The organism is Streptomyces sp. NPDC102462 (assembly GCF_044765425.1).
Taxonomy (GTDB): Bacteria; Actinomycetota; Actinomycetes; order Streptomycetales; family Streptomycetaceae; genus Streptomyces.
The window spans coordinates 1-22,306 of the sequence record NZ_JBIWKB010000061.1; the positions used below are offsets into that span (position 1 = coordinate 1).

The window sequence follows — 22,306 nt, forward strand, 5'->3', positions numbered from 1 at the left end:
CAGCAGGCGCCGATCGCCTACGAACAGCAGTCAGCTACCCTGACACTTGCCGCATAACGACACGAACAGGTGTCCACTCCTCGGGGACAAGGCCCCTCTTCAGGGCGGCCAGCCCGCGGGCGCGCCGGATCGTCCCCGCGTCCGCTTGCGCATATGCGTCGAAGAAGCGTGAGGCGGCGCCTGCGGGAAGGATGACCCATGCGGCGGCGAGGTCCCATGCCGGATCGCCGGCGAACATGGAACCGAAGTCGATCACGCCCGAGAGCGTCCTGTCCGAGACGACGACGTTGGCCGGATGCAGGTCGCCGTGCACCCAGAGCGGCGGCCCCTCCCACTCGGGCGCCGCGACGGCGGCGTCCCAGACGGACCGGACATCGTCGGCAAGGTCGTCGGGGACGACGGCGTGGAAGAAGTGGTCGAAGCCGTCCGTGCACTTCTTCGGGTGGTCGCCGCGGTCCTCACTGATCGGCGCGTCAGCGGGCGCCTCCACGTGAAGTGCCTTGAGGAAGCCCGCCAGGGTGTCGGCCGCGTGGTCGCCGCGGCTGATCGAGGAGTGGTCCAGCGGCTCGCCGGGAACCCACGTCATCACGGTCCAGTGCTTGGGGAAGCGCGCGGACGGTTCGCCGCACCGCACCGGGGTCGGCACCGGCAGCGGCAGGCGCGGGGCCAGCACCGGCAGCCACCGGCGCTCATTGAGCTGGAGTTCCGGGGTGGGGTCCATGCGTTGCATGCGCACGGCCAACTCGTCCCCGAGGCGCCACATTTGGTTGCCCCAGCCGCCCGGCACCTCGCGGACGGCGAGCCCTGCAAGGTCCGGATGCTGCTCCTGCAGCAGGTCGCGGACCAGGTCTGCGGTGATCTCGATCTCAGCGTCGGTCATGCGAAGCCACAGTACGGGGACAGATGGAGCGGCCACTCGACCTCCGGTGCGACATGTCACCGAGCGCCGGCCACAGGCGCCCTCACCTTGAGTGGCAGTCGGGCCGACCAGGTGTCACCCCACTCGAAAAGTCGCACGCGCGGGCGCGGCCGTACCATGGAGGTCCGCTTACTACAATCGTGTAGACGTTCTGCTGGACGGTGGGTGAAGACGGAGGTGAGGGGCGTTCCCATGGGCGACTCGAAGGACGAACGCCGGCCGGCCGGTGAGCTCGAAGCGAGCGTCATGGCCGCCCTGTGGGCCGCCGGCGGACCGCAGACGCCCGGCCAGGTGCAGCGGAGCCTCGGCGCGGACCTGGCCCGCACCACCGTGACGACGATCCTGTCCCGGCTGCACGAGAAGGGCGTCGTGGACCGGCACCGCCAGGGTCGCGGCTACGCGTACGTGCCGGTCCAGGACGCGCAGGGCCTGACCGCCCGTCGTATGCACACCGAACTCGACCGTGACAGCGACCGGGAGACGGTGCTGGCCCGCTTCGTCGCCCAGCTCAGCCCCGACGACGAGCGCGTCCTGCGCGACCTGCTCGAACCCGGTGAGCGATGACCGCGGCGCTGCTGCTTCCGCTGCTGCTGCCGTTCGCCGTGCCGGCGCTGGCCCGCCGCGCCCTCGACCGGCTCGCGCCCGCCGCGGCGCTCTGGGTGATCACCGTCCCGACGGTCGTCCTCGCGGGCTGTTCCCTGGCCGCGCTCGGCGCGTTCGTCCTGAACGGACTGCTCAGACTGCCCCTCTTCGCCGCGCTCGGCGAGCTGGTCCACCCCCTGCGCACCGCCTCCGACCTCCTCGTCGTGCCGCTCGCCGTGACCTCGGTCGGCGTGCTCGCCGTGTGCGCGTGGACCCTGGCACGCTCCGTGCTGCGCCAGCTGCGCGCCTTCCGGACCGCTCGCACCGAGGCCGCGCACGGGCCCGCCGCGGGCGACCTGTGCGTGGTCGACTCGCCTCGGCCGGACGCCTACGCGCTGCCCGGCAGACCGCACCGCATCGTCGTCACGACCGCCATGCTGCGCAGCCTGGACGCCGCCGAACGCGAGGCGCTGTTCGCCCACGAACGGGCGCACAACGCGGCCGGCCACCACTTCTTCCTGGCCGCCGCCGAACTCGCCGCGCACTGCCACCCCGCGTTGCGCCCGGTCCGCGAGAGCATCCGGCTCGCGGCCGAACGGGCCGCCGACGAGGCCGCGGCCGGCGCCGTCGGCGACCGTCGGCTGACCGCCCGCGCCATCGCCAGGGCCGCCCTCGCCGGCCAGGACGTCCGCTCCGCCCGCCCCGACTTCGCGCCCGCCGCGACGACCGGCCCCGTGCCGCGGCGCGTCCAGGCCCTCCTGTCCGCACCGCACTCCGCGCACCGGGCCGTTCCCTGGATCGCCGTCCTGCTGGCCGCCTGCGCCGCCGTCTCCTGCGTCGCCGCGGGGACCGGGATGATCGACTTCCATCACCGGGTGGAGGTCGCCCAGGGCGAGGGGGGCCGCTGACCCGGCCCCGGCCCGGCCTCCCCGTCCGAGCGGCCCGGGATGACTGGCACCTCTGCCGTTTTACGTATAACCTCGGCGACCGTCCACCCCACCGAGAGGCCCCGATGAGACATATCGCCCTGGTCACCCTCGTCGTCGACGACTACGACGAGGCGATCGGCTTCTACACCCGGGCCCTCGGCTTCCGGCTCGTCGAGGACACCCCACGGCCCGACGGTTCGCGCTGGGTCGTCGTCGCGCCCGGCCCGGAGCAGCACGGCACCGGCCTGCTGCTGGCCCGGGCGAAGGACGCGGAGCAGCGCGCCCGGATCGGGGACCAGACCGGCGGCCGGGTCGGCTTCTTCCTGCACACCGACGACTTCGCCCGCGACCACGCCCGGATGAGCGCCGCCGACGTGACCTTCCTGGAGGAGCCGCGCACCGAGCCGTACGGCACCGTCGCCGTCTTCCAGGACCGGTACGGCAACCGCTGGGACCTGCTCCAGCCCGCCGCCCCGCCCCGCCCGTCGGTACCGCACCACCGGCCAGACGAGACGCCCGCATGACCGCCGGCTACGCCGGCACGGACACCCTGCGCCCGCACCGCGGGGCGCTCACCGAGACGTCGTCCTGCCGGGTCACGCCGCGCCGCCGCGCAGCAGCCCCCGCACATAGGCGGCCTGCCCGATGTGCTGGAGGTCGTCGGACAGGACGCTGACCAGCCGGACCCCCAGGGTGACCGGCGGGTCCCAGCGCTCGTCCACGATCCGTTCGAGGTCCTTGGCGGGCAGCTCGCGCAGCACCCCGAGGGTCTGCTCGTGCACGGCGTCGTAGTACCCGGTCAGCAGATCGGCCGCGTCGACCCGTACCTTGGCGACCTTCGCCGCGCTGTGGCCGTAGCCCGTGTCATGGCGCGGCAGGCCCAGGCCGAAGCGTTTCTCCCAGCCCTGGGCAGACCACACCTGGTCGAGGTCGAAGGCGTCGGCGACATGGTCGTCCTGGACCCGGGTGAGGTGCCAGACCAGCCAGGCGACCGAGTTGGCGTCGGGGGCCGGGCGGGCGTTCAGCTCGTCCGGTCCGAGGCCGTCGAGGACGGCGTGGACTTCTTCCCGGATGCGGCCGTAGCCGTCGATGAGGATGTCCCTGGCATGCATACGTCCACCATCGCGCATCGCCCGCCGTCCTGCGCCCGGAATCCGGCTTCCGTAGTGGCCCGGCCGGCCGCCGCCCCGGCGGACGGCCCGCCGCCTGGGCGAGCGGACCCAACAGCGCGGTGCGGCGGGTGTGTTCCCTCATCGTCCGCGGTGCCGGCCGTGGCGGCGGTACGGAACGGACGGGAGGCCGCGGCGGCGGGCGGCACGGTCAGCAGGGGCGGGCCCCGCCCTGGTGCGCTGCCGGGTCCCCCGTCTCCAGCAGGGTCATCAGCGCCCGGGCCGCGGGGCTGGTGGCCCGCTCCGGCGGCAGCAGCGCGACCGTCTCGTACTCCGCCTCGCCGGTGCCCTTCAGCGGCAGCGCCGTGAGCGCGGGACGCTTGTGGCGGAAGTGGCGGGGCACGGCGGCGATCCCCAGGTCCTCGTCGACCAGGTCGAGGAGGCTGTGCACGTCGTTGACCTCCAGCGACACCGTACGGCGCACCCCGGCCGCGGCGAACACCCGGTCGGTGGTGCGACGCGGCCCCCAATCCGGGTGGAAGTCGACGAACACCTCGCCGCCGACGTCGGCCGAGACCAGCGCCGCCCCGGTCGTGGCCAGCCGGTGCCCGGGATGGCACAGCACGGTCATCGGCTCGCTGGTCAGCGCCACCGAGCGCAACTGGTCCGTGTCGTCCTGGGTGCGGTAGGCGAAGGCCAGGTCGAGCCGGCCGGCCGCGACATCCTCGGCCAGCGCGCCGGAGCCCGCCTGCCGCAGCAGGATCTCCACGTCCGGGTGGCGCCGCCGGAACGCGGCCAGCAGGCCCGCCACATGCACCCCGGCGATGCACTGCTCGGTGCCCAGCGCCAGCGTGCCGCGCAGCACGCCCTGCACGGCGGCGACCGCCTCGTGCGCGGCCCGTACCTGGGCCAGGATCCGTTCCGCCTCGGCCAGCAGCGCGCGCCCCGCCTCGGTCAGCGTCACCCTTCGGGTGGTGCGCACGAACAGCGGCGCCCGCAGCTCGCGCTCCAGCGCCCGTACCGACGCCGACAGACCCGACTGGGAGACCATCAGCCGCTCCGCGGCCCGGGTGAAGTGCTGGTCCTCGGCGACCGCGACGAAGTGCCGGAGATGACGCAGTTCCATGATTGAGAAGCCTAGCCGCTGAATTCCATCGGATTCGCCTGTTGGACCGCTGCCCGCGGGCCGGGCAAGAGTGGGAGCGACCGTGTGCCAACCCCCTCTGGAGTCGCGTTGTACACCGCACACCCCGACCGTTACGCCGACATGCCCCACCGGCGCGCCGGACGCAGCGGCCTGAAGCTCCCCGCCCTGTCCCTCGGCCTGTGGCACAACTTCGGCCCCGACCGTCCGGTGCAGACCCAGCGTGCCATCCTGCGGCGCGCCTTCGACCTCGGCGTCACCCACTTCGACCTGGCGAACAACTACGGTCCGCCGGCCGGCGCCGCCGAGTCGGCCCTCGGGGAGGCGCTGGCGGCGGACTTCCGGCCGTACCGCGACGAACTCGTCATCTCCACCAAGGCCGGCTATCTGATGTGGCCCGGCCCGTACGGCGAGTGGGGCTCGCGCAAGTACCTGCTCTCCTCGCTCGACCAGAGCCTTGCGCGGATGGGCCTGGAGTACGTCGACATCTTCTACTCGCACCGCTTCGACCCTCAGACTCCGCTGGAGGAGACGATGGGCGCGCTGCACTCCGCGGTCCAGCAGGGCAAGGCCCTGTACGTCGGCGTCTCCAACTACTCGGCCGAGCAGACCCGCGAGGCCGCCCGCATCCTGGGCGAGCTGGGCACCCCGCTGCTCATCCACCAGCCGCGGTACTCGATGCTCGACCGCCGTCCCGAGGACGAGGGGCTGCTGGACGCCCTGGACGAGCTGGAGGTCGGCTCGATCGTCTACTCCCCGCTGGAGCAGGGCCTGCTCACCGCCCGTTACCTCGACGGCATCCCCGAGGGCTCACGGGCGGCCGGCGACAGCCCCTTCCTGACGGCCGAAGCGGTGACCGAGGAACTGGTCGGCAAGCTGCGCGCCCTGGACGAGATCGCCAAGGGCCGCGGCCAGACCCTGGCCCAGCTCGCCCTCGCCTGGGCGCTGCGCGGCGGCCGGGTGACCTCCGCGCTCGTCGGCGCGAGCAGCCCGCGGCAGATCGAGGACAGCGTCGCGACCATCCGCAACCTGGACTTCGACGCGGAGGAACTGGCCCGGATCGACGCGATCGTCACCGCGTAGGGACCCGGTGAAGCCGGCGCCCACCCCCGTGCGGCGCCGGCCGGGCCGACGGCTCCGGCACGCGCGGCCCCGACCCGCGACCCCGGCGCTCATCCGCCCCGGCCGGACGAGCGCCCGGTTCACGACTCCACCGTCGCGCGGAGTCGTTCGCGTGGAGTCGAGCCGTCGTACCGGGGGTCCGTCCCGCGGGCGGGCCCGTCAGGACCCGGCGGGCACCCGGTCCAGGAAGCCCAGGACCCGGATGATCCGGTCCTCCTCGTCCAGGGTGACCACATCGGAGCCGGCCACCGGGGCCGAGCCGTCCGCCTCGTTCACCAGCTCCCAGGAGAACCGCGCCGTGTCATGGTGTCCGTCCACGGCGCCCACCGGGCGGAAGACGAAGCCGGGGAACCGCTCCTGCGCCGCCGCGATCACGGCCGCGATCCGCTCGTGCCCCCGGACGTCGGCGAGGGGATCGGTGTAGCCGCCCTCCACGGCCCAGGCCGCGGCGACCGCCTTGGCGCGCGCCTCGGGCTCGGTGGCGTTCCATGCCTCGAAGTAGCGGGCGGCGGCGGCGCGGTGACGTTCGGTGTTCACGGACATGGCGAATCAGCCTCCATCGAGGTCGTCCCTGCTGGTCGGGAGCCGGATCGCCGGTGCGCCGATCCGGTGGGACCACCCTGCCCTTCGTCGCGGGCCGGGTCGATTACCTCTCGGGTCATGACGACGGCGCCGCGCCAGGGAGCGCATTCCGGCCAGGCGCGAGCGCGAATATGACAGGAGAGTGGCCAAAAAGCCATGGTGACAGTGTTTCAGTAGTGAAGATACTCGAAGGTCAGGGGCACTTCACCGCATGCGGGCCGCACGGAAGGCGAGGACCGGCCGGCACGACCAGCGAGGCGACGGGGGAGTGAGCGTGCACGACGAATTCCTGTGCCATGTCACGGCGTACGGGATGTGCGACGGACAGCGCATCGGCGTACCGCTGGGCACCTACCGTGCGCCCACCCTGGCCCTCGCCCTGTGGTGGCTGCGCGACCGGGCCTCCTGGATCGCCGAACGCCTCGATCCGCGGCCCGAGAACCCCAACGTGCCGCCCGGTGCGCTCGTCCCGGTGGCGGACGGCGTGCCCGACGTGCCCGGGCTGCTCCGCGCCTGGTGTGCCGACGACGTCCGACAGGAGCTGGTGGCCGACGAGTTGGCGGGCGGGCGGCTGGTGCGCATCGCCGCGAGCGACGACACCACGGAGTACGAACTGCTCGCCGAGTCCGTCGACGCCCTGCGGATGCAGCGCACCGTCCCGGGGCTCGTCCTGCCCGTCGCCTGACGGGAGCTGCGGAGGCGGCCCGTGCGCGCCCGACCGAGCGGCGCGCACAGGGGCGCATCGGTAGAATTCGGGGCATGGTGGAGCGGCCGGTCGCCCCTTCGGCGCCCGGACCGGTCCCGGAGACCGGCCCGGGCCCCCTGCCGAGGCGTGCGCGCGAGACGCGGCCGGGCCGGTGGCGGGCGGGGTCCCGGTTCCGCGACCGGGCGGCGGCCCGGGCCCGCCGGGGCAGGGACGCGGGCGGTGCGCGATGACCGGCTCCGGCTTCAGGCCCACCCATGTCGTCCCCCGCTCCGGGCTCCCCGCCTGGGAGACGCCCGACCCCACCCGGCCCACGGTGCTCCTCGACCCGTTGCTGCCGGTCCAGCTCGTCGAACGGCGCGGCGACTGGGCGCACATCCGGTGCGCCAACGACTGGATCGCCTGGGTCGACGGCCGTCATCTCCTCGCCCTGCCGCAGGATCCGCCCGACGAGGGCGGCCCGCCCGGCGACACGGCCGATCCGCGCCCGCTGCTCGCCCGCGCCGAACGGGCCCTCGCCGACTACCGGGCGGCCGTCGCGGACCTCGCCGCCGGCGCCCTGGACGGCGAGACCTTCCGTGAGCGCACCCGCGGTCTGCGGATCGGCGTGGTGATCGACGGGGAGTCGATGTGGCTGTACGACGCCGGCCAGGGCAAGTGGCTGTACGGCGACGGCAGACGGCTGAGCACCTACGCCACCGACCGCGACCACCCGGACCACCCGCCGGCCGGCCACGACCCGCCCGGTCCGGCGGCCCCCGACGACGACACATGAGACCCACCGGAACCGGCCGCCGCCCCGCGCGCCTCAGGTCCGGAGCACCATGCTCGCGTGCGGTGCTGTCGCCCGGCCGGTTCGGGACTTTCGCGTTCGCGTGCGGCCCTGTCGCCCGGCCGGTGCGGGTCACCGCGTGTGTGCGCCGCGCTCACGTCCGGTTCCGGTTCGTCGTCGTACCGGTTGGGCCAGCAGTGCGCCGAGGAAGCCGGCGGCCAGCCCCCACAGCGCCGCGATGCCCACCGCAGGACCCAGTTCGGGCCGCAGCAGCAGCTCCCCGGACAGCCCGCCGCCCAGATCGCCGATGCCCAGCACCGACAGGCCGTAGTGCGCCGAGATCCGGCCGACGAGACCGATCATCAACACCGCGGCGGCGAGCGCCACGGCGAAGGACAGCGCGTGCCGCAGCGGGGTGCCGAGCGGCGACCGCACCGCCGTCACGAACGCGGTCGCCGGCACCAGCACGACGGCCGCGACCAGCAGCCACCACGCCCTGCCGTCGTGTTCGGCGAGCGTGCGCAGGTTCAGCGTGGAGACGTCGGGGGTGCGCAGCACCTCGTCCAGGACGTGCGGCAGGGGCAGTCCGAACGGGCCGTCCACCCGGCCGTGCCAGGTGGCACCCAGACCGAGGGTCAGCGCGAGCCAGGCCAGGTTCGGAAGACCCAGCAGGAGCACCGCGAAGGTCTGCGTGGCATGCCCGCGCGTGGCCGCCGTCACCAGCCCGGCCACCGCACCCAGCACGACGTACGCGAGCAGCAGCGCGACGGCGGCGGACGCGGCGGGGCGCGCCGCTTCCTGGAACCGCGCCGGCCGGGCGGGCAGCGGCGGCGCCCGCGACACCAGCAGCGCCAGCAGCAGCACACCGGCCAGCCACAGCAGACCGAACAGCACCGTCAGAGGCACGTTCGTGGTGAACCCCAGCGTCGGCGTCACGCCGAACAGGCCGGTGAGATCGCTGAGCGTGCCGTTGCGGACGTCGACGGCGAAGGTGTGACGGGCGGCCAGGGCGAGGGCGATCAGCGCGAGCAGCCACAGCACCGCGATCCGGGCGGCCCACCCGGCCAGCTGTCCGGCGCCGGAGAGTGTCCGGTGCCGCACCGGACGCAGAAACGCCCGGGCGATCACGAGCACCCCGGTCAGGGTGACCGACAGCGGAAGCACCGCAAGCCCCGCCCGGGTCCGCGCGAACACCCCGGCGTTCCCGGACAGCTCGATGCTGCCGCCGGCCGCCGTCACCACGGTCGCCACGACGACCCGGGGGAACGCGCCGTCCGGTAGCCGCGTGGCCCCGGCCGCCCACAGGCCCAGCGCCGCCACCCCCAGCATGGCGGCAAGCCCCGCCAGCACCGCGGCCACGGCCTGGACCCAGCCGTGGCGGCTCACGGCCCGGTCGGCGACGGTTGTGGGGCGCACACTGCCACGCTAAGCAGCGCATGGGCCGTCCGCCCGCTCAATGGTCCGTCCGCGGGGTGCGCCGTCCGGGCCGGTCCGGCGGGGCCGGGACCCGCCCGGCCCCGGCGGACCGGCCTGCGCCGGGGCTTCCCGGTGGGCCCCGGTCCGACCCCCGGGACCGGATACCCTCCAGGTGTCCCCGAGGTGCCGTCATGGGGTCCGCTGTGCGCGGTGGGCGAACGCGCGACGGGGACTGCGGGGTCCCGCTCGGGGTACGAGCACTGGAGCAGCAGCGACCGGCCAGATCGGCCTCCGAGGAAGACACAGATGTTCGAGCACCTGGACGGGGCAGTGATATCGACTGGTTTCGACGTGCCCGTGGAACCGCTTCGGCGGGCGGCGCACTACACCGGCGAGCCGGGATGCATCGCAGCGGCACGCTCCTTCGCCGCGCTCTTCCTCCAACAGCTCAGGACCGCCTGGCGGGCCACCATCGACGACCGTGCCGACGAGGAACTGCTCCTGGTGGTCAGCGAGTTGGTCACCAACGCCGACCGGCACAGCAACGGCCCGTACATCCTGGAGCTGGAGGGCACCGACGCGGCGGTCACGGTCTCCGTGTACGACAGCAGCGTGGCACTGCCCCGGCGCTACCCGCGCGACCCCGAACGCGTCGGGCGGCACGGCCTGGAGATCGTGCACGCCCTGGCCGCCGAGGTGACCGCCGAACGGGTCCCCGTCGGCAAGCGGGTACGCGCCCTGCTCACCCTGGCCCGCTGAGGCCACGAACCCCCGTGGCGCGGACACGAACCCGCCGGGCCGGGGCGCCGTGCCGGTCCCGGCCCCAGCGGCTCCGGTCCCGGCTTCAGCGGCGCCGCCACATGCCGCAGCGGCGCCACGTGCCGCGGCGGCGCCGCGCTCCGGCCTCAGGCGTAGCCGAGTTCGCCCAGCATGCCCCGGCGCAGCCGGGCGATGACCCGTTTGATCAGGCGTGAGACATGCATCTGCGAGCACCCGAGCCGCTCGCCGATCTCCGCCTGGGTGGCCTCCTCCACGAACCGCAGATGAAGGATCTGCCGGTCGCGTTCGCCGAGGTCGTCGATCAGCGGGGCCAGGGACTGGAAGTCCTCGACCAGCCGCAGCCCCTCTTCCTCGATGCCGATGAAGTCGGCGAGGACCGCCTCGCCGTCCTCCGGGCCGTCACCGGTGAGCGCCGCGTCCAGGGACGCGGAGTTGTACCCGTTGGCGGCCAGCTGGCCCTCGACCACCTCGTCCTCGGAGATGTCCATCAGCGCGGCCAGCTCCGCGGTCGTCGGATCGCGGTCGAGGCGGCTGGACAACTCCTCACGGGCCTTGGCGAGTTCGACCCGCAGCTCCTGCAACCGCCGCGGTACGTGCACCGCCCAGGTGGTGTCGCGGAAGAACCGCTTGATCTCGCCGACGATGTACGGGACCGCGAACGAGGTGAACTCCACCTCACGGGAGAGTTCGAACCGGTCGATCGCCTTGATCAGACCGATCATCCCGGTCTGGACGATGTCCTCCATGTCGTCGCCGCGGCCCCGGAACCGGCCGGCCGCGAACCGCACCAGGGACATGTTCATCTCGATGAGCGTGTTGCGTGCGTACTGGTACTCCGGCGTGCCCTCCTCCAGCTCCGTCAGCCGCTGGAAGAACCGGCGTGACAGTTCCCGCGCGTCACGCGGCGCCACCGACTTCGGATCCTCGATCCCCGGCAGTGGTCCCTCGCCCGCTCCGTCCTCGGCGGTCTTCTCGACGACGACTGCTTCCGACCGGATCCCGGCGGTCTCCATTGCCCTCTCCCCACGAACGTCACGTGCGTTGTCCGGATCCGCGGCGCGTGCGCCGCGACCGCGGTCCAAGTGCCCTGTCGTGCCGGCTCCGGTACCCGTTCGCCGGCGCGCCATTCCTCGTTCGCGACTCGCCTACCCGAGGCCCATCGGGGCATGCGCCCCGTGCGACGGCGTGGCGCAAAATGGGCCCCCGCGCTCCTAGCAGCGCTGCGCCCGCTCGGAGAACTCCTGGGTGCCGCCCGCCATATGGTGGGTCGTGACCAGGGCGAGGCACCCGCAGGGACGCAGCGCCCGAGCCGCCTTCACCACGCGCAGCGCCGGGTCGATCCGGTGGAACGCGGTCGCGCACACCACCGCGTCGAACGGCTCGGCCGGCAGCTCCCACCGCTCGAAATCGGCCACCCCGACCTGCGCCGTCGGTTGGACCCGCAGCCGCCGCCGGGCGACGGCCGCGAGCGCCGGGCCCAGTTCCACGGCGGTGATCCGGCAGCCCGACCCGGCCAGATCGACGGTGAGCTTGCGTCCACGATTCCACCCAGGGCGCAACACCGGGTCCTTTCCGGCGCCCCCGGGAACTCTAAGCTGACCGAATGAGCAGCCACATGCCGAACGATGCCCGAGTCGTCCCCCTGCGGCCCAGGGACGGACGCCCCGACACCCCGGCCCCCGCGCCCGGCGAGCCCCTGTGGCGCGACCTGGTCGGGGACGTTCTGCGCCGCGAGCGCCAGGCGCAGGAGCGCACGCTCAGGGACGTCGCCGACACGGCCCGGATCTCCGTGCCGTACCTCTCCGAGGTCGAACGCGGCCGCAAGGAGGCGTCCTCCGAGGTTCTCGCGGCGGCGGCCCGGGCCCTCGGGCTGGGCCTCGGCGACCTGCTGTCCCGGGCCCACAGCGAGCTGGCCCGGCAGAGTGCCGCGGGCCGGCGTCCGTCCGCCGCGCCCACCCGGGGGCTGTGCCTGGCCGCCTGACGCTGGGCGGAGAGGCCGGGACGCGTCGTCGGCAGGGCCGGGGACCGATGAGTTTCGCGGGGTGGCACGGTCGGTATGGGTGACCGTGTTCCACGCTCCAGGAGGTACCCATGACCGCCGACGGATTCACCACCTGTCTCTGGTTCGACGGGCAGGCCGAGGAGGCCGCCCACCACTATGTGTCGGTCTTCAAGAACTCCAGCATCGGCCGGATCGCCCGCTACAACGAGGCCGGCCCCGGCCCGGCCGGCTCCGTGGTCACCGTCGAGTTCACGGCCAACGGCCAGAAGTTCGTCGCGCTCAACGGCGGCCCCGAGTTCTCCTTCAACGAGTCGATCTCCTTCCAGATCCTCTGCGCGGACCAGGAGGAGATCGACTACTACTGGGCGAGGCTCACCGAGAACGGCGGCACGCCAGGCCCCTGCGGCTGGCTGAAGGACAGGTTCGGCGTCTCCTGGCAGGTGGTCCCGGAAGAACTCGTCGAGTTCCTGCACGACGCCGACCCTGAGAAGACGGCCCGCACCACCCGGGCCATGTACGCGATGGGCAAGCTCGACATCGCCGAGCTGAAGAAGGTGCACGCCGGCGAGTAGCCCGCCCCCGCACACCCGTGCCCGGTCCGGGCGCCCCGCGTCGACGCACGTCGGCGGCGCGGGACGCCGGGGGAGCGGACCGGGCACGATGCGCGCGTCTGCGGTTGCCATGCGGTGGTCGTGGCTGTCCGGGTTCAGGAGAAGTCGTTGACCAGGACCGCCGCGCCGTCGAAGCGGCCGGCCTTGAGGTCCCTGAGCGCCTGCGGCGCCCGCGAGAGCGGATAGGGGTGGGTCGTCGCGCGGACCGCGTGCCGCGCGGCCAGCTCCAGGAACTCCCGGCCGTCCGCACGGGTGTTGGAGGTGACGCTGCGCAACTCCTTCTCGTAGAACAGATCGGTCTCGTAGTGCAGCGCCGGCACATCGCTGAGGTGGATGCCCGCGACGGACAGCACACCGCCCCGGTCGAGCGCCCGCAGGGCGACCGGCACCAGATCACCCACCGGGGCGAACAGGACGGCCGAGTCCAGCGGCTCGGGCGGCGCCTCGTACGCGTCGCGCGCCGAGGCGGCACCCAGGTCCAGGGCGAGCCGCCGGGACCGCGCGCCCCGGGTCAGGACATGCACCGTGGCGCCCTCGGCGAGCGCCACCTGAGCGCACAGATGCGCGCTGCCCCCGAAGCCGTACAGCCCGAGCCGGCCGCCCGGCGGCAGCGCGGCCCGCCGCAGCGCGCGATAGCCGATGATCCCGGCGCACAGCAGCGGCGCCGCCACCACGTCCGCGACGGCGCCCGGCAGCCGGTAGGCGAACGCGGCCGGCACGGTCGTGTACTCCGCGTAACCTCCATCGGTGTCCCAGCCGGTGTACTCGGACCGCGGGCACAGGTTCTCCGCGCCCCGCCGGCAGTAGGCGCAGGTGCCGTCGGTGCGCCGCAGCCAGGCCACCCCGACCCGGTCGCCCACGGCGAAGCCCTGAACGGCCGCGCCCGCACCGGCCACCTCCCCGACCACCTCGTGCCCGGGCGTCACGCCGGGCCGGTGCACCGGCAGGTCACCCTCGGTGACGTGCAGATCGGTGCGGCACACCCCGCAGGCACGCACCCGCACCAGCAGCTCGTCGTCCCCGGGTACCGGCACCGGCCGTGTCACGAGGTGGAGGGGTTCCCCCTCCACCGGACCCGGAGCGGTCACCGACCACGCCCGCATCGTGCCTGCCGCCGTCGAGTCCGTCATGCCGTGTCAGTCCCGTCCCATCCCGTCCCGTCGCGGCCCGCCGCACCCCGCCCGCCGCTTCCAGTCTCGGGCAGGCCGGCCGGTTCGGCGCGCGGGCCGCCGCCGGGACGGCTCGGCGCTCCCTTCGGCCCGGTCACCGCCGTCCGCGACCGGGCCCGCACGGACGGCCCGCGCGGCCATGGCATGATCGTGCCCATGGGTGAACGTGTGGTGGCCGCGTGCGACGGGGCGTGCAAGGGGAACCCCGGCCCGGCCGGCTGGGCCTGGGTGGTGTCCGACGAGGCGGAGGCGCCGGCCCGCTGGGCGGCCGGAGGGCTCGGCAGGGCCACCAACAACGTCGCCGAACTGACCGCCCTGGAACGCCTGCTGGCCGCGACCGACCCCGGCGTCCCGCTTGAGGTCCGGATGGACTCGCAGTACGCGATGAAGGCCGTCACCACCTGGCTGCCCGGCTGGAAGCGCAACGGCTGGCGTACGGCGGCCGGCAAGCCCGTCGCCAACCAGGACCTGGTGGTGCGCATCGACGAGCTGCTGGAAGGCCGCGTGGTCGAGTTCCGCTACGTTCCCGCCCACCAGGTCGACGGCGACCCGCTGAACGACTTCGCCGACCGTGCGGCCAGCCAGGCGGCCCTGGCCCAGGAGCCGGCGGGCAGCGACCTCGGCTCACCCCAGCCGCCGCCGTCGCCCGGCACCCCGTCCGCGGCCCCCCGGCGCAAGGCGGCGCCCCGCCGGTCCGGGGGCGGCTCCTCCGCCCGCACCATCAAGGCCAAGTTCGCCGGCCGCTGCGTGTGCGGCCGCCCCTACGCGGCCGGCGAGCCCATCGCCAAGAACCCCCAGGGCTGGGGCCACCCGGAGTGCCGCTCCACCGGGGCGGCCTGACCGGCCGCACGCGCACCCGCCCGACGGCGACGGCGACCTGCCGCGCGCCACCGTCCGCGCCCGGTGACCGCACGCCTGGCCGGCCCACCGGCCCCGACGCGGACCCGGCAGGGTCCCGAGGACGGTCCGGGCCGGCCCGTGGTGCGCGGCGGAGCGGGCCGTTCCGTGCGGGTCGGCGGCGGATGACAGACTGACCGCATGGACGAACGCGTAATCGGCAGGTCGGGGCAGCGGGCATCGGTCGTCGGCCTCGGCACATGGCAGTTGGGCGCCGACTGGGGCGACGTGGACGACAAGGAGGCCCTTGCCGTGCTGGAGGCGGCGGCCGAGTCGGGAGTGACCTTCTTCGACACGGCCGACGTCTACGGGGACGGACGCAGCGAGCAGACCATCGCCCGTTTCCTGCGCGGCAGGCCGGACCTGCGCGTGCTGGTGGCCACGAAGATGGGCCGCCGCGTCGACCAGATCCCGCAGAACTACGTTCTGGACAACTTCCGCGCGTGGAACGACCGTTCGCGGCGCAACCTCGAAGTCGACCGCATCGACCTGGTGCAACTGCACTGCCCGCCGACGCCCGTGTACTCCTCGGACGAGGTCTTCGACGCCCTGGATACCCTGGTCGCCGAGGAGCGGATCGCCGCGTACGGCGTCAGCGTGGAGACCTGCGCCGAGGCGCTGACCGCGATCGCCCGGCCGAACGTGGCGAGCGTGCAGATCATCCTCAACCCGTTCCGCATGAAGCCGTTGCGCCAGGTGCTCCCCGCCGCCCGGGAGGCGGGCGTCGGCATCATCGCGCGGGTGCCGCTCGCCTCCGGCCTGCTGTCCGGTACGTACACCAAGGACACGGTCTTCGCCGCCAACGACCACCGCACGTTCAACCGGCACGGCGAAGCCTTCGACCAGGGCGAGACGTTCTCCGGCGTCGACTACGAAACCGGCGTCGAGGCCGCCGGCGAGTTCGCCGCCCTCGCCCCCGAGGGATACACCCCGGCCCAGCTCGCCCTGCGCTGGATCGTCGAACAGCCCGGCGTGACCACCGTGATCCCCGGCGCCCGCACCCCCGATCAGGCCCGTGCCAACGCGGCCGCCGCCGAACTGCCGCCCCTGCCCGAGCAGACCCTCGCGGCGATCGCGGCCCTGTACGAGCGCCGCATCAAGGCCCGGGTGGAGGACCGCTGGTAGGGGCATCCGCCGTTTGAACGACCGGCGGTGCGGTTACCCGCATCGCATGACGCAGGCGGGTGGCCGGACGGGGCGCGACGAGAGCGCGGAGGAACGGGCCGACCGGATGTGGGGCGACCTCATCCAGGAGGTCCGGGTCGCCCAGACGGGCGTGCAGATCCTGTTCGGCTTCCTGCTCACCGTGGTCTTCAGCGGCAAGTACGACCACCTGGCCCATGCCGACCGGGTCATCTACACGGTGACCGTCGTGCTCGGCGCCTGCGCCACCGGCGCCCTGGTCGGACCGGTGTCGCTGCACCGCATCGTCTCGGGGCGACGCGTCAAACCCCGGGCGGTCGACTGGGCGTCCCGGCTCACCTTCGTCGGCCTGTTCCTGCTGCTGGCCACCATGTCCGCCTCGCTGCTGCTGATCCTCCGGGTGGCCACCAAGCACCACCCCGCCGTGGTCTGGCTGGTGGTCGCGGTGGTGGCCTGGTACGTGCTGTGCTGGTACCTGGTGCCGCTGTGGGTGCGCCGCCGCCACACCTCGCGCTGAGCCCGCGCGTGCGGCGCGCCGCTCAGCCCGCGGCCAGGATCTCCGCCACGACATCGTCGATCGGTACCTCCTCCCGCCCGGGCGGCACGAGCTTGCGGGTCTCCCGCAGGAACGCGGCGAGGGCGGGTGCCCACGCGAACACCACCGCGTGGTGCCGGCCGCCGTCGGACCTGACGTCGCCGAGGAGGTCGATGCGCAGCTCCTGCCACATCCCGGTGGCGACCGGCCGCAGCCGGACGTCGCCCATGCCGACCGGCCCGCGCAGGCCCTCGGCCAGCATCTCGCGGTCCAGCCGCCAGCGGGCGAGGACATGGCCGTCGTGTGCGAACACCGCCGTGACGGCGAACGGATCAGCGGCGTCGTAGGTCAGATGGGCGAGCACGGGGCAGCGGTCCGTGCCGCCCGCCCTGAGTTGCACCACCAGGGTCTTGTGCACACGGGGTTTCACCTCAGCACCTCCCAGGACGGTCGACGTAGTGCCTTCTAGTACCCCTGTGGAGCGCAAGTTGCTCAGTCGGGTGCCGGAATTTCCCGGTGCCTCGAATCCCGTGCCAACTCGGCCGCCTGCCGGGGGCGTTCATCCGGTGCGGCGGGGCGGCTCAGTGCTGCGGCACGCGGAACGTGCGCAGGAACGTGTCGAGGGCGGACCGGCTGTCCGCGGCGTCCCAGGCGCCGGCCGCGGTCGTGAAGCGCAGGGAGTAGCCGTGGTGGCCGCCGAGCAGGAAGCCCCGGCCGAAGGTGCGCACCCGGTCGCGTCCGGTACCCGAGAGCCATTCCATGTCGGCGGCCTCGTACCCCTGGTACGTGGTCGCCCTGATGGCGCCGATCCGCCGGAAACCACCGGCCCGCTCCAGGCCGGGCTGGACGTCGTCCCGCCAGACGGCGACCGGGTCCGGGCCGAGACGCCGGCTGTAGGTGACGGCCAGGGTGCGCGGGTCGGATCCGCCCGGCCCGTAGGTGACGCGGTAGGAGAGGTCGCTGCCGCGTGTGGCGCGCAGCCGCTTCCAGCCGTCGGGCAGGGCCACGGTGAAGCCCTCCGGGGCGGTGTGGCCGCGGTAGCCGTTCGGCAGGACGCCCGGTCCCGGGCGGGTGGGCGCGCCGGCGGAGGCGGTCGGGGCGGGGGAGGAGCCGGTGGGGGTGGCCGCGGCGGACGTCCCGGGCGGCGGGGCGGCGGCGGAGGGTTCGGTCGCGGGCAGGCCCCGGGTGGCGTACAGGACGGCCCCGGACACGGTGACGACGGCCAGCGCGGTCCCCGCGGCCAGGGCCCGTCCGCTCGGTCCCCGGCGGGCGCGCGGCCGGGACCCGGGACCGGTCGGCGAACCGTCCCCCGCGTCCTCGGCGAGCACGCGGGTCAGGACCTCGCGGACCTGGGTCCGCGGCAGCCGCTCCCATGACTCCTTGCGCAGCAGCCCTTGCACCGCCGGCGTCAGCGGGCCCGCGCGCAGCGGCGTGCGCAGCGGCAGCCGGTCCACGCCCCTGAGCGTGGCCTCGGGCCCGCCCCGGTCGCGGAACGGCGGCCGGCCCTCGGTCATGGTGTAGAGGATGGCGCCGAGCGCCCACAGGTCGGCGGCCGGGCCGATCCGCTGGTCGCGGGCCTGCTCGGGGGAGGCGTACGACGGCGCGGTGACCCGGGGCGCGAGGGTGGTGCCCGCCCAGCCGAACCCGGTGACCACGACCGGGCCTTCGTCGCGGACGAAGACCTGGCCGGGGCTGAGTTCGCCGTGGGTGACGCCCGCGTCGTGCGCGGCCTCCAGTACGTCGAGCAGTTCCAGGCCGATCCGGGCGGCCCGCGGGTAGGGGAGCGCGCCCTGCCGGGCGAGGAGTTCGTCCAGGGGTGTGCCGTCGATCCACTCGGCGACCGTCCACAGCGCGCCCGCCTCCGCGACCGCGTCGACGACCGCGGCGACCCGGCCGGGCCGCAGCCGCGCCATGACCTCGCTGGTGCGCAGGACCCGGGCGGCGGTCCGCCGCCCGGTTTCCGCCGTGCCGTCCGCCGGGAGCTCCACCCGGGTCACCAGGCGGGGCCGCCCCGTCCCGACGTCCTCGGCGTACCAGCAGACGCGGTTGGTCCCGCGCTGGACGACCTCCAGGAGCCGGTACCGTCCGGCCGGCCACTCGTGCGCGCGGACGTGTGTCTCGGCCATGGCCATCCCTCGCTGAACCCCTGCGTGGTCTTTCCCAGGAGTACGCGGGGCGCGACGCCGAGTGTTCAACGAGGCCGCAACTCGGGGACGATTGCTGTCTTTTGGTCAACTCCTCGGAGTGGTCCGCGCGTTCCGGACGAACGGGGGTTTCCAGGGGGCTGTCCCACGGGTGAAGGCGGCGGGCATCGCGGCGCCGGGCCGCCCGTCAGCGCAGCCCGAACCGCTCCGTCAGGGCCATGAGTTCCCCGGGTGTCGTGTTGCCCCCGCACACCACAAGACCGAGCCGTGCGCCGTCGCCCACCCGCTCCAGCACCCGGCGGGCCGCGGGCAGCAGGCAGCCGGCGGCCGGCTCGGCCCACACCTTGGCGTGCTCGGCGAGGTCGAGACAGCCCCGCACGGCCTCCCGGTCGGGGACCACCAGGACCTCCTCGACCAGCGCGGCGACATGGTCGTAGGTCAGCCGCGACACGGACGGGGCGCTCAGCGTGGTGACCACCGAGGACAGCGGGACCGGCACCGGTCCGCCCGCGGCCAGCGCCTCGGACATGGCCTGGGCGCCCTCGGTCTCCACGCCCCACACGCGGACATCGGGCCGGCGGGCGCGCAGCGCCGCGGCCACCCCGGCGATCAGCCCGCCGCCACCGATGCTGACGATCACGTCGGTCAGCTCACCGGCGTCGTCCGCGAACTCCAGACCGACCGTGCCCTGCGCGGCGATCACAAGGGGGTCGTCGAACGGGTGGACCAGGGTAAGACCTTCGTCCCGCAACTCTTTCACCAGCGCGAACGCGCTGTCCATGCCGTCGGTCAGCCGGAGCGTCGCCCCGGCCTCCCGCGCGATCGCGATCGAACGCGCGGGCGCCGACCTGGGCATGACGACCGTCGCCTTCACATCGAGGGCGGCGGCCATCACCGCGAGGGCCACGCCGTGGTTGCCGCCGCTGACCGCGACCACTCCGGCCGCGCGCTCGGCCCCGCTCAGCGACAGCAGCTTCGCCGTGGCACCGCGCGCCTTGAACGAGCCGGTGCGCTGGAGCAGTTCGAGCTTCGCGGTGACCGGGGCGCCGAGCAGCGCGGACAGACCGGGACTCGGCACGGTCGGGGTGCGTACGACATGCGGGGCGATGGTGTGCGCCGCGGCTTCGATGTCCGGGATGCCGATCAAGGCTGTCACCCTTTCCGGCGCGGTGGAGGACCGGGGAGAACCGCGCCGATGGGCACCCTCACCCGGGGACGCCGGACAGGTCAACTCCCTTCGAACGGATCAAGGTCACCGCAGGGCCGGCGCAGGCCGCGCGGCCCGCCGCGCCGGGCGCGTCAGTGCTGCTGTGCCTTCTGCGGGGTCGCCTCGCTGGGACGCACCACGACGTACCCCTCGCCCTGGAGCATCAGCTGCACCGCCTCGCCGGAACCGCCGCGCAGCATCGAACCGATGGACTGCGACCGGTGCAGCGAGGTCTGCAGCCGGGCGGTCCAGCCGACCACCGCGTCCGTGTCCACGTACACCGGGTACTGCGGGGCGACCGGGATGACCAGCGGGGTGCCCTCGCAGACCAGGCCGAGCCGGCCCTGACCGCTGAAGACGCTGTTGAACAGGCCGCCCCCGGTGATGCCCGCACCCTTGACGGTCTTGATCTCGTAGGAGAGCGAGGCGTCGAAGCAGAGCACGTTGCGGCCGTTGACGGTGAACTGGTCGCCGGGTTCGACCTCGACGAGGAAGCAGTTCTGCGCCTCGTGCGCGAACCACGCCTCGCCCTGACCGCGCACCGTCATCAGGGGCAGTCCCTCCCCGGTGACCGCGCGCTTGAGCATGCCGCCCACGCCCTGGCCCTTGCGTTCGAACTGGAGGCCGCCGCGGTACGCGATCATCGCGCCCTGACGGGCCAGCATCTCGCCGTCGACCGCGTACTTGATGCACTTGGCGTTCTCGATGGACATGCCGGGCGCGACGGCCGGGCGCACCATGTGCTCACTGGAAAAGAGATCACCCTTCATGCGGGCATGGTGTCCCGGAGGGCTCCGTTCCGCCAAGATCACGCAATGTGTTCGCATGGTCACGCGGTCGCGCGTAGCGGGCCCGGGGAAGTCCACTGCAGCGTCCCGAAGAGGCGCGGGGAACTGCGCGACCAGCCACGACGGCGCCGCAGACGACCGACGGCATAACGCGGCATTTCCAGCGGAGCGCTCAGGCGCCGAAGAGCTGCGTCCAGTACGTGCCCGTCCGGCCGCCCCCGACGAAGCCGACGCCGATGTGGGTGAAGTCCGGCTTCAGGATGTTGGCGCGGTGGCCCGGACTGTTCATCCAGCCCTCCACCACCTCGGCGGCGGAGCGCTGGCCGCAGGCGATGTTCTCGCCGATCGTGCGCCGCCGGGAGCCCGCGGCGGCGGCCCGGTCCCACGGCTGCGTGCCCTCGGGCGAGGTGTGGGAGTAGAAGTCGCGGGCCACCATGTCCGCGCTGTGCGCCTGCGCGGCGGCCGTGAGCCACCCATCCACGGCCAGCGGCGCGAGCCGGGCCCGACCGCGCTCGCGGTTGGTCAGCTCGACCACGTCCGCGCGGGTGCGCGCCAGGTCCTCGGGGGTGAGGGGCCTGGCCCACACCGCCGTCCAGTAGGTGTCGCCCGTGCGGGGGCCGATGGCGTACGCCAGTCCGGCGTGGGTGAGGGCCGGGTCCTGGAGGGTGCGCCGGGCCTGCTCGGTGCGCAGACAGTAGGCGACGAACTCGGCGGGGGTGCGCGGTCCCGAGACCAGGTGCTCGCCGACCGTCGCGTACGCGAATCCGGCCGCGGTGATCCGCTGGTGCAGCGAGGTGCCGTCCTGGCCCTCGGTGCCGAGACGGCCCGCCTCGGCCATCGATGCCGCATGGGCGCGCGCGGCGGCGGCCAGCCGGGCGTCGAGGACGACGGGCGGCGCACCGGCGCGGGCGCGGGCGGGATTGACGAGGACGAGATAGCCCTCCGGGTCGGACACGGGGGAGACGGCGGGGCCGGGTGTGGGGGAGACGGTGCGGCTCGGTGTGGGGGAGGCGGCGGGGCCGGGCGCGCGGGAGTTGGTGCGGCCGGATACGGGGGCGGCGGGGCCGGGTGTGGGGGAGGCAGAGCGGCCGGATATGGGGGCGGCGGGGCCGATGCCGGAACGGCGGGAGGTGGCCGGGCCGGGAGCGGGGGTGGTGCGGCCGCCGGGTGGGGGCAGGGCGTTGGTGCCGGCGGCGGGGCGGGGCACGGCGGGGGGCGGGGCGTCGTCGTTCACCTCCACCCCGAAGTCCCGGGCGAGTCCGGCCAGTCCGTCGGCGTACCCCTGTCCGATCGCCCGGATCTTCCAGACGTCGCCCCGGCGGTACAGCTCGGCGAGCAGCAGCACCGTCTCGGGCCCGGGGCGCGGCGGCTCGAACCGGGCGAGCGTACGGCCCTGTCCGTCGCTGACCCGCAGCGTGGCGGCGGGCAGCCGGCCGAGGGGCGTGCCGGGCTCGGCGGCGCTGACGGCCACCGTGACGCGGACCGCCCCCGCGCGCAGCCGGGCCGGGTCCACGCTCAGCGTGTCGCCGCGCAGCCGCACGCCCGGGGCGGCCGGCTGGTTGTAGAACACGAAGTCGGCGTCGCCGCCGACCTTCCCGCGCGCACCGGTGACGAGGGCGGACACGTCGAAAGGGCCGGGCACCCGCAGGGTCAGCGGGCCGCCCGGCAGGGGCAGATTGCCCCCGGGTACCAACTCGCTCATCGCGCCGCCCAGGAGAAGTGGAGGATCGGGCCCGGCGGGTCCCTGGGGAC

The 22,306-nt window shown here is 74.1% G+C and carries 24 protein-coding genes and 1 pseudogene; 12 read left to right on the forward strand and 13 right to left on the reverse strand.

Going from position 1 to position 22,306, the window contains the following annotated elements; translation table 11 throughout:
- Positions 1-34: 34 nt before the first annotated feature.
- Entirely contained in the window at positions 35-880 is an 846-nt protein-coding gene (locus ACIRFL_RS35435; RefSeq protein WP_404037075.1) for an aminoglycoside phosphotransferase family protein, read from the reverse strand.
- A 231-nt stretch (positions 881-1,111) separates the two neighbouring features.
- On the opposite strand from ACIRFL_RS35435, the gene ACIRFL_RS35440 reads away from it, so the two are divergent.
- From ACIRFL_RS35440 to ACIRFL_RS35450, 3 genes are all read left to right on the forward strand, one after another.
- Entirely contained in the window at positions 1,112-1,483 is a 372-nt protein-coding gene (locus tag ACIRFL_RS35440) for a BlaI/MecI/CopY family transcriptional regulator (RefSeq protein ID WP_404037078.1), read from the forward strand.
- Positions 1,480-2,409, forward strand: coding sequence for a M48 family metalloprotease (locus tag ACIRFL_RS35445; RefSeq protein ID WP_404037081.1), 930 nt, complete (start codon positions 1,480-1,482; stop codon positions 2,407-2,409). Before ACIRFL_RS35440 ends, ACIRFL_RS35445 begins: the two co-directional genes overlap by 4 nt.
- Before the next feature lie 104 nt (positions 2,410-2,513).
- A complete protein-coding gene (locus ACIRFL_RS35450; RefSeq protein ID WP_404037084.1) occupies positions 2,514-2,954 on the forward strand; it encodes a VOC family protein in 441 nt (146 codons plus the stop codon).
- 72 nt (positions 2,955-3,026) lie between these two features.
- Here ACIRFL_RS35450 and ACIRFL_RS35455 read toward each other — a convergent pair whose 3' ends face one another.
- Together ACIRFL_RS35455 and ACIRFL_RS35460 are read right to left on the reverse strand one after the other, a co-directional pair.
- Complete coding sequence (locus ACIRFL_RS35455; RefSeq protein ID WP_404037086.1) at positions 3,027-3,542, reverse strand: DinB family protein; 516 nt, start codon at positions 3,540-3,542, stop codon at positions 3,027-3,029.
- 208 nt (positions 3,543-3,750) lie between these two features.
- A complete protein-coding gene (locus tag ACIRFL_RS35460; RefSeq protein ID WP_404037089.1) occupies positions 3,751-4,665 on the reverse strand; it encodes a LysR family transcriptional regulator in 915 nt (304 codons plus the stop codon).
- Between the two features lie 108 nt (positions 4,666-4,773).
- On the opposite strand from ACIRFL_RS35460, the gene mgrA reads away from it, so the two are divergent.
- Positions 4,774-5,766 (forward strand): L-glyceraldehyde 3-phosphate reductase, encoded by a 993-nt coding sequence (mgrA, locus tag ACIRFL_RS35465; RefSeq protein WP_404037092.1) that lies wholly within the window; start codon positions 4,774-4,776, stop codon positions 5,764-5,766.
- 198 nt (positions 5,767-5,964) lie between these two features.
- Here mgrA and ACIRFL_RS35470 read toward each other — a convergent pair whose 3' ends face one another.
- Positions 5,965-6,348 carry a nuclear transport factor 2 family protein gene (locus ACIRFL_RS35470; protein ID WP_404037095.1) on the reverse strand — a complete coding sequence of 128 codons (384 nt, stop codon included), beginning with the start codon at positions 6,346-6,348 and terminating at the stop codon, positions 5,965-5,967.
- A 313-nt stretch (positions 6,349-6,661) separates the two neighbouring features.
- On the opposite strand from ACIRFL_RS35470, the gene ACIRFL_RS35475 reads away from it, so the two are divergent.
- A complete protein-coding gene (locus tag ACIRFL_RS35475) occupies positions 6,662-7,072 on the forward strand; it encodes a hypothetical protein (RefSeq protein ID WP_404037098.1) in 411 nt (136 codons plus the stop codon).
- Positions 7,073-7,319: 247 nt separating this feature from the next.
- A complete protein-coding gene (locus ACIRFL_RS35480; protein ID WP_404037101.1) occupies positions 7,320-7,865 on the forward strand; it encodes a hypothetical protein in 546 nt (181 codons plus the stop codon).
- 129 nt (positions 7,866-7,994) lie between these two features.
- On the opposite strand, the gene ACIRFL_RS35485 is transcribed toward ACIRFL_RS35480, so the two are convergent.
- Positions 7,995-9,278, reverse strand: a complete 1,284-nt coding sequence (locus ACIRFL_RS35485; RefSeq protein WP_404037103.1) for a streptophobe family protein — start codon at positions 9,276-9,278, stop codon at positions 7,995-7,997.
- Positions 9,279-9,584: 306 nt separating this feature from the next.
- On the opposite strand from ACIRFL_RS35485, the gene ACIRFL_RS35490 reads away from it, so the two are divergent.
- On the forward strand, positions 9,585-10,037 hold the full coding sequence (locus ACIRFL_RS35490) for an ATP-binding protein (RefSeq protein ID WP_404037106.1): 453 nt from the start codon (positions 9,585-9,587) through the stop codon (positions 10,035-10,037).
- 146 nt (positions 10,038-10,183) lie between these two features.
- Here ACIRFL_RS35490 and ACIRFL_RS35495 read toward each other — a convergent pair whose 3' ends face one another.
- Positions 10,184-11,071: an RNA polymerase sigma factor SigF gene (locus ACIRFL_RS35495; RefSeq protein WP_404037109.1), complete on the reverse strand. Its 888-nt coding sequence runs from the start codon at positions 11,069-11,071 to the stop codon at positions 10,184-10,186.
- Between the two features lie 201 nt (positions 11,072-11,272).
- Positions 11,273-11,590: pseudogene (locus ACIRFL_RS35500) on the reverse strand (class I SAM-dependent methyltransferase); the annotation flags it as partial.
- Positions 11,591-11,661: 71 nt separating this feature from the next.
- On the opposite strand from ACIRFL_RS35500, the gene ACIRFL_RS35505 reads away from it, so the two are divergent.
- Both ACIRFL_RS35505 and ACIRFL_RS35510 read left to right on the forward strand, forming a co-directional pair.
- Entirely contained in the window at positions 11,662-12,039 is a 378-nt protein-coding gene (locus ACIRFL_RS35505; RefSeq protein ID WP_404037112.1) for a helix-turn-helix domain-containing protein, read from the forward strand.
- Between the two features lie 110 nt (positions 12,040-12,149).
- Positions 12,150-12,632: a VOC family protein gene (locus ACIRFL_RS35510; RefSeq protein ID WP_404037115.1), complete on the forward strand. Its 483-nt coding sequence runs from the start codon at positions 12,150-12,152 to the stop codon at positions 12,630-12,632.
- A 134-nt stretch (positions 12,633-12,766) separates the two neighbouring features.
- Here ACIRFL_RS35510 and ACIRFL_RS35515 read toward each other — a convergent pair whose 3' ends face one another.
- Positions 12,767-13,774 (reverse strand): zinc-binding alcohol dehydrogenase family protein, encoded by a 1,008-nt coding sequence (locus ACIRFL_RS35515; RefSeq protein WP_404037216.1) that lies wholly within the window; start codon positions 13,772-13,774, stop codon positions 12,767-12,769.
- Positions 13,775-13,984: 210 nt separating this feature from the next.
- Between ACIRFL_RS35515 and ACIRFL_RS35520 the strand changes: the two genes are divergently transcribed.
- From ACIRFL_RS35520 to ACIRFL_RS35530, 3 genes are all read left to right on the forward strand, one after another.
- The gene (locus ACIRFL_RS35520; protein ID WP_404037219.1) at positions 13,985-14,680 is read left to right on the forward strand and encodes a ribonuclease H; all 696 of its coding nucleotides are present in this window, start codon (positions 13,985-13,987) and stop codon (positions 14,678-14,680) included.
- Between the two features lie 198 nt (positions 14,681-14,878).
- Complete coding sequence (locus ACIRFL_RS35525; RefSeq protein ID WP_404037118.1) at positions 14,879-15,862, forward strand: aldo/keto reductase; 984 nt, start codon at positions 14,879-14,881, stop codon at positions 15,860-15,862.
- A gap of 46 nt (positions 15,863-15,908) precedes the next feature.
- Positions 15,909-16,397, forward strand: a complete 489-nt coding sequence (locus tag ACIRFL_RS35530) for a DUF6328 family protein (RefSeq protein ID WP_404037121.1) — start codon at positions 15,909-15,911, stop codon at positions 16,395-16,397.
- 22 nt (positions 16,398-16,419) lie between these two features.
- Here ACIRFL_RS35530 and ACIRFL_RS35535 read toward each other — a convergent pair whose 3' ends face one another.
- The 5 genes from ACIRFL_RS35535 to ACIRFL_RS35555 all read right to left on the reverse strand — a co-directional run bounded on the left by ACIRFL_RS35535 (position 16,420) and on the right by ACIRFL_RS35555 (position 22,256).
- Entirely contained in the window at positions 16,420-16,845 is a 426-nt protein-coding gene (locus ACIRFL_RS35535; RefSeq protein ID WP_404037124.1) for an SsgA family sporulation/cell division regulator, read from the reverse strand.
- Positions 16,846-16,996: 151 nt separating this feature from the next.
- Positions 16,997-18,547 carry a serine/threonine protein kinase gene (locus ACIRFL_RS35540; protein WP_404037127.1) on the reverse strand — a complete coding sequence of 517 codons (1,551 nt, stop codon included), beginning with the start codon at positions 18,545-18,547 and terminating at the stop codon, positions 16,997-16,999.
- A 199-nt stretch (positions 18,548-18,746) separates the two neighbouring features.
- Positions 18,747-19,706 (reverse strand): threonine/serine dehydratase, encoded by a 960-nt coding sequence (locus tag ACIRFL_RS35545; protein ID WP_404037130.1) that lies wholly within the window; start codon positions 19,704-19,706, stop codon positions 18,747-18,749.
- Between the two features lie 152 nt (positions 19,707-19,858).
- Positions 19,859-20,536, reverse strand: coding sequence for an AIM24 family protein (locus ACIRFL_RS35550; RefSeq protein ID WP_404037133.1), 678 nt, complete (start codon positions 20,534-20,536; stop codon positions 19,859-19,861).
- 190 nt (positions 20,537-20,726) lie between these two features.
- The gene (locus ACIRFL_RS35555; protein WP_404037136.1) at positions 20,727-22,256 is read right to left on the reverse strand and encodes a CAP domain-containing protein; all 1,530 of its coding nucleotides are present in this window, start codon (positions 22,254-22,256) and stop codon (positions 20,727-20,729) included.
- Between the last annotated feature and the right edge of the window lie 50 nt (positions 22,257-22,306).